The organism is Polyangium jinanense (assembly GCF_028435265.1).
Taxonomy (GTDB): domain Bacteria; phylum Myxococcota_A; class Polyangia; order Polyangiales; family Polyangiaceae; genus Polyangium; species Polyangium jinanense.
In genome coordinates this window covers 495,513-512,406 of sequence record NZ_JAGTJK010000001.1, presented here as the reverse complement: position 1 = coordinate 512,406, position 16,894 = coordinate 495,513, and the positions used below count along the sequence as shown (strand labels likewise).

The window sequence follows — 16,894 nt, the reverse complement described above, 5'->3', positions numbered from 1 at the left end:
GTGAGCGCCGCGTCCTCGAGCCCTTTCCCCCTCTCCCGATTTCTGCGGGGATGCCGATAAGGCGTTGAGCACATCGACGCCCTCGGCGCTGAGAACATCCAGCGCGAGGCCGATTTCTGCGGGGATGCCGATAAGGCGTTGAGCACATCCCGGCCGGCGGCGACTACCGCGATCTCCCTGCCCGATTTCTGCGGGGATGCCGATAAGGCGTTGAGCACAGCACCTGCCGCATGGTGCCGTTGCCACCGACGCGCCGATTTCTGCGGGGATGCCGATAAGGCGTTGAGCACCTCAATGCCTGCTTGGCTGCGGTCGCGGCAGGGGCCGATTTCTGCGGGGATGCCGATAAGGCGTTGAGCACTATCAGGACTACTTCGATCTGTCCCAGGGCGTGGACCCCGATTTCTGCGGGGATGCCGATAAGGCGTTGAGCACGTGCTGCCGCAGACGCCACGCGAGCGCGAGCTCGTCGCCGATTTCTGCCGGGATGCCGATAAGGCGTTGAGCACTTCGAGGGCATGGGCTACCCGAAGTCCGCGTCGGCCCTATTTCTGCCGGGATGCCGATAAGGCGTTGAGCACCGGACACCTCGTCGAACTCAAGCTTTTCCTTGATCCTATTTCTGCCGGGATGCCGATAAGGCGTTGAGCACCCCCACTCCGGATCCGAGCCGAGCTCGCCGGGTACCGCCTATTTCTGCGGGGATGCCGATAAGGCGTTGAGCACTTCTTCATGTGGCTTCGGTCTCCGGTCGGTCCTCGCCTATTTCTGCGGGGATACCGATAAGGCGTTGAGCACCTCACGGGCACCGCGCCGCTCCTCGATGGGCGGGCAGCTATTTCTGCCGGGACGCTGATAAGGCGTTGAGTACATCTTGTGGCGGAGTTCGGCGTTCAGCGCCGGCTTCTTATTTCTGCGGGGATGCCGATAAGGCGTTGAGCACGAGTACGCGGGCGCGGCAGCCTGGCCGGCCGACCACCGATTTCTGCGGGGATGCCGATAAGGCGTTGAGCACACCACCCGGATCTTCCCGGGGCGAGGGGGACGCGTCACCATGACGCGCGGGCGTCGGGACCGAAGCGACGGGCGCGCGTGACCGTGACGTGTGGGGGTAGGCGCGAGGCGAGGGCCGCGCGTCGAGGTTACACGAAGAGGTCGGCGCTGAGCTTAGGGGCGTCGCGTCGAGGCGACTCGGAGCGGTCAGCAGGAGGCGAGACACGCACATCGACGTGCCCCGAGGGTGCCTTCGCCGAACCGAGGCGCGCGCGTCACCGTGACGCGAGGGGGTCGCCTCGCGGCGAGAGCGAAGGACACGAGCGAAAGGGCGGCCCGGGAGCGGGGCCCCTCTCTACCCCCGCTTCCGCCGGCGCAAGAGCCCTTCCTGGGCCGTGGACGCGACGAGCCGCCCGTCGCGCGAAAAGACGCTCCCCCGCACGAGCCCACGAGCCCCGGATGCCGACGGGCTGTGAATCACGTGCAAGAGCCAATCATCCATGCGGAAGGGCCGGTGAAACCACATCACGTGATCGATGCTGGCGACCTGCATCGAGAAATCGAACCACGTGACGCCGTGGGGGCGCAGCGCGGTGGTGACGAAGGCGTGGTCCGACGCATACGCGAGCAAGTACCGGTGCAGCGCCGGATCGTCGGGCAGGGGCCCGGCCGCGCGTATCCAGATGGCCTCGTGCGGATCTCTTTTCTCAGGGCGAAAAGGATCGATCGGGTTCACGTGGCGAATCTCGATCGGCTGCTCGGCGACGGCGCGGGTGCGGAAAGGCTCGGGGATCTTGTGCGCCAGGCGGCTCCAGATCTCCTGCTGGCTCGAGAGCCCGTCCGGGCCTGGGACCTTTTCCATGCCATCCGCGTGCTCCAATCCCTCCTCCTCGACCTGGAAAGAGGCGGACATGTTGAAGATGGGCTGGCCATTCTGGATGGCCACCACGCGGCGGGTCGTGAAGCTCTGCCCGTCGCGAATGCGATCGACGTCGTAAACGATCGGCTTGCGCGCGTCGCCAGGGCGGAGGAAATACGCGTGGAGCGAATGGACCTGGCGCTCGGGGGGCACGGTCTGCGCGGCGGCAGAGAGCGCCTGGCCGAGGACCTGACCGCCAAAGACCTGACCCCAGCCGAGATCCTGGCTCTGGCCCCGAAACAGGTTGGTTTCGATCCTCTCCAGCGAGAGCAGCTCGATGAGCTCGGTCAGCACGCGCGTCATGGTGCTGTGCGTCATAGTGGACGCACTGCCAGGCCGGCAAGAGAGCGAGGTTCCAGAGGGCGTAAAAGTTTTGAGGGGGCCGTGGCAGTCCTTACGGACTCCCCGAGGAGCCGGCTAATCGCGGCCCAGCGCGACGGCGTCGGCGCCGAACACCTTGATACTCCCGATTCGGTCCACGTAAATCGCGAGGTCCTCCCCCATCGCCCACTGGACCCGCAAGAACGGCCATGCATAGGCCCGGATCACGTGGCGTACCACGCTCGCGCCGGCGCCGAGCGCCGAAAGGCCCGCGAGCGCCTTGTCGATCGCGTCGCCGAAATCGTGGCCGTGAAAATCGGGGCGGACCGTGCGCTCGCCGCCGCGATAGGCCGAGCCGGCCACGCGGCCCGTGAGGTCGTGGCAGCGCAGCTCCTCCGGTAACGCCTGCTGGAACTGGATGTCCTGCTCCATGCGGCTCTCCAGACCGAAGAGCGGCGGCACCGTCGTGATGTGCGACGGCATGTAGGCCTCGCTCAAAAAGGCCGGCGTGTCCGTGTAATAGCGGAGCCGCACCCGGTTTGACTTCGCCGCGCCGCCGCACGTCGGGCACGTGATGAAGCCACCGTCGCACGAGCAGTACGTGAAGAAGACCGTGCCCGAGCCGCCACAGACGCGGCAGCGCCGTTTGCCCGGCGTCAGCGTGCACGCCGTGCACGGGCCGCCCCCGAGGCTCGCGTCGATCCGCACGTGGTGGTGGATCTCGAGATCGTCGGGCGGCGGCGGTTCGCCACGTTCGAGCGTCGCGGGCGCGATCTCCGTGTCCTCCGCCCAGCTCGTGCGCCGGATCAACGCCGCGTGAACCACCAGCATCGCGAGCCGCTCCACCGAGACCGGCTCCCCGGCCGGCAGCGGCAGCTGCACGCGCGCTGCTTCGAGTGTCGGGAAATACGACGCCAGCGACGACATGTCCCGGAGGAAGCCAGCCTTGTCGCGCGCCGTCAAGGGAAGAGCCTTCCACGACCCCATAGCTCTGTTACCATGCGCGGCGAAAGGGCGTTTCGGGTGTGATGATGGCAACGTTCGGGCTCGGCAAGATCGTCCTCTACGCGGGGAATCCCGAAGCCGTGAGCGCCTTTTATGCGCGCGCCGCGGGGCTCTCGTTCGATCGGGTGGAGGGGACGCGGCGTTACGAGTCGGTGAGCGCAGGCGGGACCTCGCTCGTGATCGATCTCGCGCTCGAACCCCTTCCGCGAGGCCGCAGGGAGTGCGCGCTGTCGATGCGCGTGCCGAACCTGCAGGCCGTCGCGTCGAGCCTGCGCGAGGACGGCATCGACGTGGGGCCGATCCTCGAAAGGCCCTCGGGCCTCTTCGCGTCGCTCAAGGACCCGGACGGGCGTGACGTCGAGCTCTGGGAGCCCCGCGCCAAACCCGTGAGCGTCGCGCCGCCGCCGCTCGTGGACAAACCCACACTCGACGCGCCGCCGCTCCCGCCCCCGCCGGTGCCGCTGCCGCCGGATGTGCCGGCGATCGTCGAGCCGCCCGCGATCGTCGACAAACCCGCGATCGTCGCGCCGCCCGCGATCGTCGACAAGCCGCCGGTGCGGCTCGAGATGCATTCGGCGCTCGACCTCGAAAAGGAAGTGGACAAACCCAGGACGGTGCCGGCCGCGGAAGAGGGTGCGACGTCCGAAAAGCGCGGGACCGAGCCGCCGCCGCCTCCGCCGATGATGGGCGCGCCGGGGCCCATGCTCACCGCGGCGCGACCGGCGAAGGTGTCGGCGCAAGGCGGCACGAAGATCTCGCTCTACGGCGCGAACTTCGCCGACGGCTGCCGCGTGCTCGTCGACGGCGACGATTGTACGAAGCCGAAACGACTCGACGATTTCACCCTGGAGATCGAGGCGCCGCCCCACGCACCGGGGGCGGTCGAGATCGTCGTGGAAAACCCCGACGGACAGCGCGCGGTCATCCAGATCGTCTACGACGAGGGCCCCGCGATCGAGCGTTTTTCCCCGCTCGAAGGCTCGCCGCGCGGCGGCACCGAGATCGTCGTCGAGGGCCGCAACTTCGAGGACGGCTGCCGCATCACGTTCTTCGGCAACCGCGCGCCCGAGGTCATCTTCGAGAGCGCCTCGCGCATCCGGTTCGTCACGCCGCCGCAGGAACAGCTCTTCCACGGCGAGCTCCGCGTGACGAACCCCGATGGCCTCTCCGCGCTCGCGGCCGAGCTCTTCACCTATCGCCTCGCGACGCCGCACGTGCGCGAGGTTTCGCCCGCGTCGGGCCTCATCGGCGGCTCGAAGCGCGTCGCCGTGACCGGCGTCGACTTCCATCCGCAATGCGTGGCGCGCCTCGGTGGCAAGCAAGCGGCCGTCACGTTCCGCAGCGCCGAATCGCTGGAGCTCGTGACCCCGCGGGCAAACGAGCCGGGACCGGTGGACCTCGAAATCGAGAATCCCGACGGGCAAATCGCGAAGCTCGAAGGCGCATTCACGTACGAGGCCGAGCCCACGCCGCCGCTGCTCGTCGAGGTGCGCCCCGACCGCGGGTATTGCGCGGGCGGGCAGACGATCCGGCTCGTCGGCGACAATTTCGAGGCGGATACGGTGGTGCGTGTCGGCGAGGTGCGAGCCATTTCGCGGACGCGGTCGCGGCACGAGATCGAGGTGGAGCTGCCGCAACGGACGCAGCCGGGCCTCGTGTCGATCGAGCTCGTCGATCGGCACGGCGTCGTCGTGCGCCGCGAAGATGCATTCACGTACGAGTCGCGCCCGGCGCCGCGCGTCGACAGCATCACGCCGCGCAATGGTCCCATGGTCGGCGGCACGCGGATCGTCCTCGAAGGCGATTTCTTCGATGAGCACGTGTTCGTGCGCATCGGCGGGCAGGCGCCGAAACGCGCCGTGGTCCGATCGGCCACGACGATCGAGCTCGTGGCGCCGCCGTCGCGCGCGTCGGGGTTCGTCGACGTCGAGGTCGGTCGCGGCGACGCGGGCACGACCGTCGTGAAGAATGCATTCCGCTACGACCCCTCGCCCGCCCCCGCGATCGATTCCGTCGCGCCCAACAAAGGTTCGGTCGAGGGCGGCACCGAGGTCAGCATCGAGGGCAAAAACTTCGTCGCCGAGTCGGCCGTGCTCTTCGGCGGCAAGCCTGCCCAACGCGTCAAATTCGTCTCGGCCTCGACACTCGAAGTCAAGGCGCCGCCGGGCAAGAATGGCGAGATGGTCGACGTCGTCGTGCGCAATCCCGACGGCAAAGAAGCCATCACGAAGCGCGCGTTCCTTTACGACGCGCGTTACCGTTCCTGACGTCTCGGCCTCATCATGCGGACGTTCCTGGCGATCACACTCTTCGGATGGGTCTCCGCGCTCGGAGCGGCCTGCATTCCCGAGGGCTCGACGACCCTCGATTGCCTCGAAGGAGGTGGCTGCGAGCAGAGCTGCGCGACGAACGAGGACTGCACGTTCACCTGCGAGACGGGCAGGTGCGATCAGACCTGCTCGGACACGCTCGATTGCAGCATGGACTGCAACGCCGGCGGCTGCGCGCAGCTCTGCTCGGGCAGCCAGTGCGTGATGACGTGCGACCTCGCGTCGTGCACCCAGGGCTGCGACAGCCACGTCTGCGGCGAGCGGTGCAGCGCGGGCGGGTGCACGCAGTCATGCGAGAGCGACGAGACATGCGCGCTCGATTGCAGCGTCGGGTGTCCGCAGACGTGCACGAGCCCGTCCTGCGGGCTCGTCTGCGCGGGAAGCCAGTGTGATCAGTCCTGCAAGGCGGGCCTCTGTGATGCGTCGTGCGACACGGATTGCCTGCAAACCTGCGAGGGCGACACCTGCCGGCTCGAATGCGGGGCGGGCGGCCATTGCACGCAGGCCTGCACGAAGCAGAGCGGCGGCACCTGCAACCAGGCCTGCGCGGGCGGGGGCTGCACGCAGGAGTGCACCCAGCCCACGTGCGTGCTCGACTGTGCCGGCGGCAATTGCACGCAGAAATGCCTCCAGGGCACGTGCGACCTCCACTGCGGCGGGGGCGGGTGCATCGTGGAATGCATGACCACGTGCGTGGTCGATTGCCCCGCCGGCGGCTGCCAGGTGACGTGCCCGGGCGGAACGCCGCCGATCACGTGCCCCGGAGGAACGCTCTCCTGCGGGGCGAATTGCCCGTGAGCCGCCTCAAGGCGCCTTCGTGATCGCCCACTCCTTCACGATCGCGATCTTGTCCGCCGGCAGCTTCTTCTCGTAGTTCGGCGGCGGCATCGATCGGTCCTCGGCCACGCGCGCGACTACGCGATCGACGAGGCCGAGCGCGACATCGTAGTTCTCGAAATCGATCTTCGGCGCGCCGCGCGTCCCCGAACCATGGCAATCGGCGCAATACTCGCGCATGATCGGCTTGACGTCCGTGAGGAACGAGAGCGGGGTGCCGAGCGCGAGCTTGCGCGCCATCGTCCCCTCGCCCGCATACACGTCGCCAATCCTGTCGACGGCGAGCGAGCGCGGCGCCTCCGCCGGCCCGAGCGTCGCCACGACCTCCGGCACCTCGCCCGCGCGCACGCGCAGGACCCAGCTTCCCGCGAGCGCGTAGAGCCGTTGCTTGCTCGCGTCGAGCGCGAATGCGTCGATTCCGACCGCCGATCCCCCTTCCGCGGCGAGCGGATAAAGCGAATACTCGCCGCTCGGCGAGCGCTCGACGAGTCCCGCGTCGGAGGCGAAATACACGAGCGAGCCGTCCTCGCACGCGAGGCTCCCGCAGGCCATGGCCCGGACGAACCCCACGTCGAAGACGAGCGGATACGCCTTGCCGCTCGCCTTGTCGATTTCGTACACGCGCTCGCCATAGGCGAGATACACGCGCTCCTTCTGCGTGAGGACGGCCGTGGGCGCGCCCTCCTCGCCCTCCACGGTCCAGGTCACGAGCGCCCCGCCGCCGAGCTCATAGGCTCCTTTTTCGCCGCGAATGGCGAGGTGCGTCTCGGCCGTCCCGTCGCCGTCGTCGTCGGCCACACGCGCGCGCATCGCCTGAATGCCGAGCGGCGCGAGCTCCGCGGTGCCGAGCGATCGCTGGAGCACACCGCCCGGCGTGAAGAACACGCCGCCCTCGGCCGCGACGAGCACGCCGTTTTCATAACCGGCCATCGCGCGCACGGCGCCTGTCTCGCTCGGGAGATCGGGCGCGTCGCCGACGATCGGCAGGAGCGTCGGGCCCGCCGCTGCGAGCTCGTAAACACCCGTCGTCGTGCCCACGGCGACGAACGCGCCCTGGCTGCCCATCGCGGTCGAGTATCCCTCGATCGTGAACGTGGCGCTTTCGGGCTCGGCGTTCGGCGTCGCGGGCGCGCCGTGCACGATGGCGAGCTCGGGGGGGCCTTCGGGGCCGGCATTCGTGGGGGGGGCCTCGCCGCAAGCCGCCGTTGTGATCACGGCAAGCATCGCAATGAGGCTCGAAAGGCGCCTGTGCGGTATTCTTCGGTGGAACTGTAGATGGGGGGAGTCGAACACAACCTGGCAGGATAACAAATTTCGTCCTCACTCCCAAGAGATGGTTGACGAAACGTTATGGCTCGGTTCCACTGGAAGGTGGCCCGCTCTCGCCCGCGGTGCCCCCCTCCTTTTGCCCCGAGCTGTATCATGAAGAGCAAACGACGCTGGCAAGCGCTCTGCTTCGCCCTCCTCGCGGCTGCGCCTTCCGTGGCGCTCGCCGAAGACGGAGAGCAATGTTTCTTGCACCGGGAGTTGCCCATCGAACGGCAGCTCCGACGCCTCTCGATCGATCTGCGTGGGACCGTGCCCGACGTCGCCGAGTACGACGCGGTCGCGGGGCTCTCCGAGCTACCCGATGCGCTCCTCGACGAGTATCTCGCGAGTGACGCGTTTCGCGTGCAAATGCGCCGTTATCACGAGAGCCTGCTCTGGACGAACCCGAACATCGCCCTCGCCGACGTGAACTTTTCACTGAACACCGTCAACTACGACGGGAGCCCGGTCTACTTCGTCCCAGGGGCGGGGAAGAGCGCGCTTTATCGCGGCGGCGACGGCACGCATACCTGCCAGAACAAGCCCCAGGACGCCCTCGGTTACGATCCCGTGACGGGATTGCCGAAAACCGAATCCATGGGCAGCGACGGCGTGAGCGAGTGGTTCGCCGAGGGCTGGGTCGAGGTGCATCCCTTCTGGGAAGCCGACCCGGCGAAAAAGGTGAAGGTCTGCGCGTTCGACGCCCAGGCGACGGAGACGTACACCCTGCCGCCCGGGGATCCGGACGCGGGGACGTATTCGTGTGATCACCTGATGGCCACGGGCAAGGCGAAGACCTGCGGCTGCGGGCCGGAGCTCAGCTATTGCATGCCGGCCGGCATCGTGCAGCCGCTCGTGCTCGCGGCGCTGCGCGAGCAGGTGCTCCGTCTCGTCGATGAGCACACGGACGGCACGCAGCCGTACTCCGGGCTGCTCACGACGAGGCGCGTGCATTACAATGGTCCGCTCGCCCATTACTTCCGCTACCATGCGCAGCGGCAGACGCTTTCGCGCACCCAGAACGAGCACCAGCCCTCGGACGGCCCGCTGCCGGAGCTCGCGTTCACGGACGTGGATACCTGGGTCGCGGTGGACCGCGAGGCGCCGCACGCCGGCCTCATCACGCTGCCCGCATTCCTGCTGCGTTTCCAGACGAACCGTGGACGGGCGAATCGCTACCGGATCGCGTTCCTCGGGCAATACTTCCAGCCGCCGAGCACGAAGGACACGAACTGCGAGAAAGAAGGCGACGACCTCACCCGCCGCTGCGTTTGCCGGAGCTGCCACGTGACGCTGGAGCCGCTCGCCGCGCACTTCGGTCAATTCACGGAGGCCGGGAGCATGTCCCTGCACGATTTCGCCCGCGAATACCCGACCCGCAAGGCCTGCGCCAAGGGCACCGCGCCGCAAAACGCGGGGTGGTGCGACCGCTATTATGTGCCGGTCTCGGACCAGACGGACCCCGATCTCCGGACGTACAGGTTGAAGGCGCTTCAATACGCCGACGACGAGCACCCGGAGCTCGAGCCGAATTTCGAGGCGGGTCCAGCCGAGCTCGTGAAGGCCGATCTCGAGAGCGGTCGGTTCCACGAGGTGGCCATCGAGCACCTCTTCTCGTACCTCATGAAACGCGAGCCGAACCTCGATCCGACGACGAGTGATTACGAGGGCGACGCGCTCGCCAAGATCGCCGCGGCGTTCCGGGTCCACGACGACATTCGTCAGGCGGTCCGGGATCTCGTCGAGCTGCCCGCCTACCGGAGGTTGCCATGAGCGCGTCTCGCCTCAGTTCCCTCTGCGCGCTCATCGCGCTCGCCGCGGCCGCGTGCACGAAAGAAGCGCCGTCCGCCGATCCCCAGGAGCCGTGGGAAGCGCCCGCGGTCGCCGCGAACGGTGAAACCGAGAATGCCCCCGTGGACCTCGGCGGCGGCACGCTGCCCGGCCCCGCGCGCGGGGTGCGGCGCCTGCGCATCGATACGCTCCAGGCGGCCATGAGCAAGGTCGCCGGCAATGACATTTATGGCGCCCCGATCCTCTGGCGTGTCAATACCCGGGACGGGTTCAGCGACCTCGCATTCGGCAAGGCGCTCGGCCGGCCCGATTATCAAACGTCGACCGAGGAGAGCACGGTCTCGAACGCGCTCTACCTCAAGTTCGTCGGGGACGCGGCGCGCGACATCTGCATGCAGATGGCCAAGAACGACATGAAGCGCTCGGGCGATTCACGCGCGCTCTTCCCGAAGGCGCCCGTGGACGGGACCGCGACCGACGCGCAGGTGAACGAGAACCTGCAATACCTCGTGCTCCGCTTCCTCGGCCTGCGCGTGGCGGCGGACGATTCGATGGTCACGAACCTGCGCGCGGTCTACGACGCGGGCGTGGCGAGCGTCTCGTCGCCGAACGGCGGCGAAATCACGGCAGCGGCCGAGGGATGGCGGGGCGTGTGCGTCACGCTCTTCGAGTCTCCCCTTTTCCACAACGATTGAGGAGGAACACGCCATGAGCCAGAAAGGCCAGATTTCACGACGCACGCTCCTCGGCGCGCTCGGCGCCGCGAGCGGCGCGCTCCTCCTCGACGGCCTGCTCGGCCTGCGCCACGCGCGCGCGGACAACGTCGATCCGGACAGCGCCCCGCTCCTCGTGATGTGCGAGTTCGCGGGCGGCTGGGATACGCTGTATTGCCTCGACCCGCGCAACCACCACGATTACGGCGAGTTCGCGGGCGGCATTTACACGGGCTTCGACCTCGTCACCGATGGCCCGACGAAAAAGGTCATCGAGGACGAGACGGGCGGCACGGGCCTCGTGAAGCCCGTCGGCTCGAGCGTCGCCTACGGGCCGACGATGTCGAAGCTCGCGGCCGCGCATTCCAAGGATCTCTGCGTCGTGCGTGGCATGAGCATGGGCACGCTGACGCACGAGGTCGGGCGGCGGTATTTCCTCACAGGCAAGTTCCCGCGAGGCCTCGCCGCGAGCGGCAGCTCCCTGGAGACGTGGTGGGCGGCGGCCTCGGGCCAGCTCGAGCATCACGAGATTCCGAATCTCGTCACGGGCGGCGCGGAGACGTACAACGAGGGGCTTTCGCCGCTCGCGAGCGGCCTCTCGGTGCCGAGCTACAACGAGATGTTGCAGGTGCTCCGGCCGCTCAATGCGTCGCTCTCGCTCGACGGCAAGGTGGAGCAGGCGGCCTCCAAGTTCCACCACGACGAGTATTGCCTGCACCAGCAGCTCGACGCTCGGGGCGGGCAGGTCTCGACGCACCTCTCGGCGTGGCGCTCGGCGCAGACGCTGGCGAACGGCGGGCTCTGGAAGCATTTCGACTTCAAACCGAACCCGCCGGCGACGAGCCAGCTCGCGAAGCTCTACGAGACGTTCGGCGTGAATCCGACGAACCCGGGAGCGACACTCGCGGGCCAGCCGAAGGGCCAGGCCGCGCTCGCGGCGCAGGCGCTCGTGAATGGCATCTCGCAGGTCGTGCTCCTCAGGCTCGTCAACGTCACCGACGCCCATTTCGACGACGACTGGCCGTCGAACCACCCGGCGCGGCAGCGGGCGGGCTTCGACGCGGTGAGTGATCTCATCACGTACCTGAAGAACACGCTCGACAACAACGGCAAACCCTACTGGGACCGGACGACGCTGCTCTGCTTCTCGGAGTTCGCGCGCACGCCCCGGATCAACCCGCAGGGCGGACGTGATCACCACCTCGCGTCGGCCTGCCTCGTCGCGGGCAAGGGCATTCGGGGCAACATCGCGATCGGCGCGACGAAGGACACGAACTACGACGTGCGCCCGATCAACCTCGACACCGGCGCGCCGGACGACGAGATGGGCACGGTCGTGAAACCGTCGGACGTGCACGCGACCATCCTCACGGCCGCGGGTTTGCCCTACGATCACATCTCGAATCAGGATCCGAAGCTCATCAAGGCAATGCTCAAGAACCCCTGATGGCCTGACGGTGAGAGAGGCCTCGCCCGGCGAACGACCGGGCGGGGCCTTTTTCATTTCAGATGGGATCGAGCACGAGCGTAGGCGTCGAGAGGAACGGCATGCCGCTGCCGAGCTGCCCGTAATACGCCGCGCCCCAGCAGGAGAGCACGCCGTCCTGCGCGATGCCGCAGGTATGCTCGTTGCCGAGGGAGACGACGTTCCACGGGCTGAGGCTCGGGATCTTTTGCGGCGCATTGAAGCTCGACAGGTTGCCGAGGGCGAGCTGGCCGAAGGAGCCGACGCCCCAGCAATAGAGGTCGCCGTTTTTCTTCGTCGCGCAGGTGGTCAATCCTTGGCCGAGGAAGGGCCGCGCCCAGTCGGTCGCATTGCCGACCTGCGTGGGCGTGGCGATCGGCGTGACGGCATTGCCGAGGCCGAGCTCGCCGTTGTTGTTACGGCCCCAGCACCAGAGCTTGCCGTCGAGGCGCACGCCGCAGGTGTGGTTCGCGCCCGCGTCGATCGCCGTGTACGTCCCCGGGACGGCCTTCGGCACGTTCACGGGCGAGACTGTGTCGCCCTGGCCGAGCTGGCCGAGGCTGTTCACGCCCCAGCAAAACACGTTGCCGCCCTCGCGGAGGCCGCAGGTGAAATCGCCACTCGCCACGACGTCGAGCCAATCGGCGGGCTCGGCCTGAGCGATCCACCTCGGATCGGGCCGGGTCGTCGTCGAGGCGTCGCCGAGCTGGCCGCTCGCATTGCGGCCCCAGCACCAGAGGGTCTTGTCCTGGCGCACGGCGCAGGTGTGGTTGTACCCCGCCGCGATCTCGACCCAGGGCGAATCGTTGCCGACGGTGGAGTTCACGGCGGTGGGTACGTTCTGGCTCGTCACGGTAGGCCCATTGCCGAGCTCGCCATTTCCGTCGAGGCCCCAGCAATACGGGATGTCCGGGCCGCCGCCGTCGCTCGCGATGCCGCAGGTGTGTGTGCGACCGAGCGTGACGCGCTTCCAGATCTTGCCCGCGCCGATCTCCACGGGTGTGACGCGGGTGCGCGTCGTGCCGTCGCCGAGGTGACCGTAGACGTTGCGGCCCCAGCAGAAGAGCTTTCCGCCGGTGCGAATGGCGCAGCCATTGTCGAGCTGCGTGTCGACGCGCTCCCAGTCGGTATCGGCGGAGATGGGTGTGGCGTCGGTCCGGTCCGCGGAAAAACCCGCCCCGAGGGCGCCGCGGCTCGCCGAGCCCCAGCAGAGGAGATCGCCGGTTTGCCGTACGCCGCAGGCGAAACGCAGGCCGCTGGAGAACGAGACCCAGTCGCTGATGTTGGAGACAGGCAAGGGGGTCAGCGTGGGCCCCTCGTTGTCCGGCTGGCCGGTTTGTCCGACGCTGCCATCACCCCAGCAATGAAGCTCGCCGCTCTTTTTCTGGGCGCAGCCGGCGAGGTCACCGACGTCCAGGTTCGCAGACCAATCCGTGGCCATGTCCGCGGCCTTCGGCGTGACGACGGTCGCGAGCAAGCCGTCGCCGACCTGCCCCAAGGAGTTCGTGCCCCAGCAATGGCGCGTCCCGTCGGTCTTCGTGCCGCAGGTGAACGCATTGCCCGTCGACACGCTCGCCCAGTCGGTGGCGACCGTGAACTCCTGCGTGGGCACGAGCCGCTGCCCGGCGTTCGTGCCGTCGCCGAGCTGGCGGGCATTGTTGAAGCCCCAGCAATGAAGCGTCCCGTTCGCCTTGACGCCGCAAGTGAACTCGGTCCCCGCCGAGACCATCGACCAGGGGCCCGCGTCGACGAGCACGGGCGAGAGCGCGTTCGTCGTGGTGTTGTCGCCGATCTGGCCGCGGTTGTTCTGGCCCCAGCAATAAAGCGCGCCGCCCGTGCGAATGCCGCACGCATGCGTCGAGCCGGCGCTCAAGGCGATCCAGTCCTCGTAGCCGCCCGCGCCGATGGCGGGCGTCGATTGCGCGACGCCGAGGCCGTCGCCGATCTGGCCGACGCTCCCCGAGCCGAAGCACGAGATGCGCTTGTTCTCGTCGAGCGCGCAGGTGAACGCGCCGCCCGCGCTCACGGAGACCCAGTTCGCCGCGCCAGAGGCGGGCACGGGGCGCAAAAAGACCTGGTCCGACGTGCCGGTGCCGACCTGCCCGCTCGTGTTGAGGCCCCAGCAATGCAGGGTCTTGTCGGTGCGGATCGCGCAGGCGTGGTATTGCCCTGCCGACACGGACTTGTACTTCGCGTCGCAGGTCTTGCCGTCGCCCGAGAAGCCCGCGGGGCACGCGCAATCGAACCCGCCCGGCGTGTTCGAGCACGTCGCGTTCGTGTCGCAGTCGTGAAGGAGCGTCGTGCATTCGTCGACGTCCACGCACGTCTTGCCGTCGCCCTCGTACCCGGGCTTGCAAGTGCAGGTGAAATAGCCGGGGGTGTCGACGCATTCGGCGTCGGGCGCGCAGTCGTCGAGGCCGAGCGCGCATTCGTTGACCGCGAACGGGTCGCCGCCGCTCCCGCCATTGCCGCCGCTCCCGCCATTGCCGCCGCTTCCGCCTCCGCCGTTCCCGCCTGCGGCTCCGCCGCCGCCCCCGCACGCGGCGGCGGCGAGCGACACGAGGACGAACCACGCCCGAGCCCTTGCGCCTCGCAACATCGAAACCGATCTCCTTCAGCTCAACTCAATAGGACGCCGCAATGGGAACGGGCGCGAACGCGAGCCCGTCGCCGCGCGCATTTTGACCGATTTCCCCCGACCCCCAGCACGCGAGATTTCCGGCCTGCGTGACGCCGCAGCCATGGTTGAAGCCGAGGGTCGCCGCGACGAACGCCCCGGAGAGCGCGGTCGGCACCTTGCGCTGGCCCGTGTCCCCGAGCCCGAGCTGGCCGACGTTGTTCGCGCCCCAGCATTGCAATCCACCGCCCACCTTGCCCGCGCACGTCGATGCGTTGGCGGCGATGACGAAGGTCCAATCCGTGGCCGCGCCGATCTTCACAGGGGACGGCCGGTCGACGTTCGTGTTGTCGCCGATCTGGTTGTTCGCGTTCCGGCCCCAGCACCAGAGCGTGCCGTCCTTCTTGATCGCGCAGGTATGGTTGATGCCGGCCGTCACGGGCCCCTTCCAGTCGTCGCCCAGCGAATACGGCGCGGTCTTGCCGGCCGCCGGCGCTCCATTGCCGATCTGGCCTTCCACGTTCCGGCCCCAGCAATACAGCGTGCCCGTGGCCCGGGTCGCGCAGGTGTGGAACTGGCCGGCCGCCACGCTCACCCAATCGGTGGGCGGCGCCTCGCCCGCGACGAGCTCGAGCTGGATCAGATTGCCGAGGGTCGGGTTTTTCAGGCCAATCTGTCCCTCGTTCGTGCGCCCCCAGCACCAGAGCGTCCCGTTCGTGGCGATGGCGCAGTTATGCTCCTCGCCCGCGGCGATCTCCTTCCACTGGAGCGCTTCGTAGGGTTTGCCCGTCTTCAGGATCTCGGCGAACGTGGTCGCCGGGGTGTTCGTCCCCCGGCCAAGCTGGCCCTGCACATTGCGGCCCGAACAAGCGAGCTTGCCCGTGGCCGTGATCATGCACGTGTGCTGGCGGCCGAGGGCGACCTTCGCGGCGGCCTCGAAATTGACCTTGGCCGGCTCAGCGCGGGTCTTGTTGTCCCCGAAGCCGAGCTGGCCGCTCTCGTTGTTGCCCCAGCATTGAAGCTCGCCGGCCCCGCTCGAGGCGCAAGCCGATTCGCCATACGAAACGACGTTCGTATGGGTCGTGTCCGCGCCGATGTTGGCAATCGCGGGCCAGAGGCTCATCGCGCCGTCGCCGAGCTGACCGAAGATGCGCGAGCCCCAGGTGAGCACGCGGCCGTCCGAGGTGACGCCGCCGCTGTGCACGACGCCGACCGCGAAATCGAGCCATTTCGTTCCCGGCGCGACGTCGATCGGCGCGGTCACCCAGCCTGGCGCCTCGCCCGAGATCTGCGCGGCCTGGTTCCGGCCCCAGCAATGGAGGGCGTTCTGATCGTCGAGCGCGCAGATGTGGTAGGCATTGGCACGCACCCGCTTCCAGGTCTTGCCCGCGCCGATCGCCACCGGCGCCGCCGTCGCCGGCCCGAGCGGCGTCCCAAGTTGGCCCTCGTTCCCGCGGCCCCAGCAATAAAGCCGCCCGTCCTTCTTCACGGCGCACGTGGTGAAGCCGATCGAGGCCGTCGCCCAGTCGGCGTCCGCCGCCATCGGCGCCGTCTCCACGAGGAACGGCGCGGTTACGGAGCCGCCGCCGACTTTCGAAACCTGCAGCTCGTTGTTTTGCCCCCAGCAATAAAGCCGCCCGTCCTGCTTCGTCGCGCACGTCGTGTCGCGGCCGGCAAAGACCTCTTTCCAGTCCTTGTCCGGCGTCGCCGCGAGCGGATCGAGGCTCACGGGCGAGAGTTCGAGCTTGTTGTCGAGATTGCCGAGCCCGAGCTGGCCCGCCTGGTTGCGGCCGAAGCAGAAGAGCCCGCCGTCGCTCTCCACGGCGCAGCTATGGTTGTCGCCCGCGGCGACGCTCGAGAACGTGCGTTCGAGCGACAGCCACGCCGGGAGCGTCTGGTTGTCGGTGTATCCGAGCCCGAGCTGGCCGAAATTGTTCGTACCCCAGCACCAGAGCGTGCCGGTTTTCTTGATCCCGCAGGTATGGGCCGAGCCCGCGACGACGCGGATCCAGTTGTCCGCCGCGCCGGCCTGCACGGGCGCCGGTTGGTTCGCGCCGAGGCCATTGCCGAGCCTGCCGCCGCCGCCGGCGCCGAAGCAGAAGATCGAGTTATCCATGCGGCGCGCGCAGGTGTGATACGCCGCCGCGGTGATCTCGACGAACCGCTCCTCGCAGCCGGTCTTCGGATCCCCCACGGTGCCCGGCGGGCAAGCGCAGGTGAACGAGCCCACGGTATTCGTGCAGGCGGCGGTCGGATGACAATCGTCGAGCTGCTCGGTGCACTCGTCGAGATCCACGCAATCGCCGCCGTCGTTCACGAAGCCCGGGTCGCAAACGCAGGCGCCGCTCGCGTCGCAGCTCGCATGGTCGCCGCAGGGCCCGCACATCGCGCCGCCCGCGCCGCCCTGCCCTCCGGCGCCGCCTGCGCCGCCCGTCGACGACGACACGTCGCCGCCCGCGCCGCCGGAGCCGCCGGTGCCCGAAGGCGTGCCTTCCGCGCCCCCGCCGGAGCACCCGGCGAGGACGATGGTTGTCCACAGGAAAGGAAAGAAAGCGCGCGCTCTTCGATGCATCTCCGCTATTTTCGGATGCTACG

The 16,894-nt window shown here is 68.3% G+C and carries 10 protein-coding genes and 1 CRISPR repeat array (1 of these 11 running past the window's edge); of the genes, 5 read left to right on the top strand and 5 right to left on the bottom strand.

Translation table 11 applies throughout. The features are described from left to right. A CRISPR array of direct repeats spans positions 1–1,015; the repeat unit is 37 nt; unit sequence CCGATTTCTGCGGGGATGCCGATAAGGCGTTGAGCAC; it reaches 5,940 nt to the left of the window's first position. 333 nt (positions 1,016–1,348) lie between these two features. Both tesB and KEG38_RS02155 read right to left on the bottom strand, forming a co-directional pair. Next, a complete protein-coding gene (gene tesB, locus KEG38_RS02160) occupies positions 1,349–2,230 on the bottom strand; it encodes an acyl-CoA thioesterase II (RefSeq protein ID WP_276072122.1) in 882 nt (293 codons plus the stop codon). A gap of 99 nt (positions 2,231–2,329) precedes the next feature. Next, positions 2,330–3,196 (bottom strand): DnaJ-like cysteine-rich domain-containing protein, encoded by an 867-nt coding sequence (locus KEG38_RS02155; protein WP_272417280.1) that lies wholly within the window; start codon positions 3,194–3,196, stop codon positions 2,330–2,332. A gap of 65 nt (positions 3,197–3,261) precedes the next feature. Here KEG38_RS02155 and KEG38_RS02150 point away from each other — a divergent pair, with 65 nt between their 5' ends. Both KEG38_RS02150 and KEG38_RS02145 read left to right on the top strand, forming a co-directional pair. After that, a complete protein-coding gene (locus KEG38_RS02150) occupies positions 3,262–5,505 on the top strand; it encodes an IPT/TIG domain-containing protein (RefSeq protein ID WP_272417279.1) in 2,244 nt (747 codons plus the stop codon). 15 nt (positions 5,506–5,520) lie between these two features. Then, a complete protein-coding gene (locus tag KEG38_RS02145; protein WP_272417278.1) occupies positions 5,521–6,366 on the top strand; it encodes a hypothetical protein in 846 nt (281 codons plus the stop codon). Positions 6,367–6,372: 6 nt separating this feature from the next. Here KEG38_RS02145 and KEG38_RS02140 read toward each other — a convergent pair whose 3' ends face one another. Further along, positions 6,373–7,629, bottom strand: coding sequence for a hypothetical protein (locus KEG38_RS02140; protein WP_272417277.1), 1,257 nt, complete (start codon positions 7,627–7,629; stop codon positions 6,373–6,375). 198 nt (positions 7,630–7,827) lie between these two features. On the opposite strand from KEG38_RS02140, the gene KEG38_RS02135 reads away from it, so the two are divergent. From KEG38_RS02135 to KEG38_RS02125, 3 genes are read left to right on the top strand one after another with little or no spacing between them, the layout of a single operon-like run. Further along, on the top strand, positions 7,828–9,486 hold the full coding sequence (locus KEG38_RS02135; RefSeq protein WP_272417276.1) for a hypothetical protein: 1,659 nt from the start codon (positions 7,828–7,830) through the stop codon (positions 9,484–9,486). Next, complete coding sequence (locus KEG38_RS02130; protein ID WP_272417275.1) at positions 9,483–10,199, top strand: hypothetical protein; 717 nt, start codon at positions 9,483–9,485, stop codon at positions 10,197–10,199. Before KEG38_RS02135 ends, KEG38_RS02130 begins: the two co-directional genes overlap by 4 nt. Before the next feature lie 13 nt (positions 10,200–10,212). Then, positions 10,213–11,664, top strand: coding sequence for a DUF1501 domain-containing protein (locus tag KEG38_RS02125; protein ID WP_272417274.1), 1,452 nt, complete (start codon positions 10,213–10,215; stop codon positions 11,662–11,664). Positions 11,665–11,722: 58 nt separating this feature from the next. Here KEG38_RS02125 and KEG38_RS02120 read toward each other — a convergent pair whose 3' ends face one another. Both KEG38_RS02120 and KEG38_RS02115 read right to left on the bottom strand, forming a co-directional pair. Further along, on the bottom strand, positions 11,723–14,281 hold the full coding sequence (locus tag KEG38_RS02120; RefSeq protein WP_272417273.1) for an RCC1 domain-containing protein: 2,559 nt from the start codon (positions 14,279–14,281) through the stop codon (positions 11,723–11,725). 25 nt (positions 14,282–14,306) lie between these two features. Then, on the bottom strand, positions 14,307–16,871 hold the full coding sequence (locus KEG38_RS02115; RefSeq protein ID WP_272417272.1) for an RCC1 domain-containing protein: 2,565 nt from the start codon (positions 16,869–16,871) through the stop codon (positions 14,307–14,309). Positions 16,872–16,894 lie beyond the last annotated feature (23 nt).

Bases quoted from the DNA above. Each gene is read 5' to 3' on its own strand.
- KEG38_RS02130 (WP_272417275.1), top strand. From the start codon at position 9,483: ATGAGCGCGTCTCGCCTCAGTTCCCTCTGCGCGCTCATCGCGCTCGCC.
- KEG38_RS02150 (WP_272417279.1), top strand. From the start codon at position 3,262: ATGATGGCAACGTTCGGGCTCGGCAAGATCGTCCTCTACGCGGGGAAT.
- KEG38_RS02115 (WP_272417272.1), bottom strand. From the start codon at position 16,871: ATGCATCGAAGAGCGCGCGCTTTCTTTCCTTTCCTGTGGACAACCATC.
- KEG38_RS02145 (WP_272417278.1), top strand. From the start codon at position 5,521: ATGCGGACGTTCCTGGCGATCACACTCTTCGGATGGGTCTCCGCGCTC.
- KEG38_RS02125 (WP_272417274.1), top strand. From the start codon at position 10,213: ATGAGCCAGAAAGGCCAGATTTCACGACGCACGCTCCTCGGCGCGCTC.
- KEG38_RS02120 (WP_272417273.1), bottom strand. From the start codon at position 14,281: ATGTTGCGAGGCGCAAGGGCTCGGGCGTGGTTCGTCCTCGTGTCGCTC.
- tesB (WP_276072122.1), bottom strand. From the start codon at position 2,230: ATGACGCACAGCACCATGACGCGCGTGCTGACCGAGCTCATCGAGCTG.
- KEG38_RS02135 (WP_272417276.1), top strand. From the start codon at position 7,828: ATGAAGAGCAAACGACGCTGGCAAGCGCTCTGCTTCGCCCTCCTCGCG.
- KEG38_RS02140 (WP_272417277.1), bottom strand. From the start codon at position 7,629: ATGCTTGCCGTGATCACAACGGCGGCTTGCGGCGAGGCCCCCCCCACG.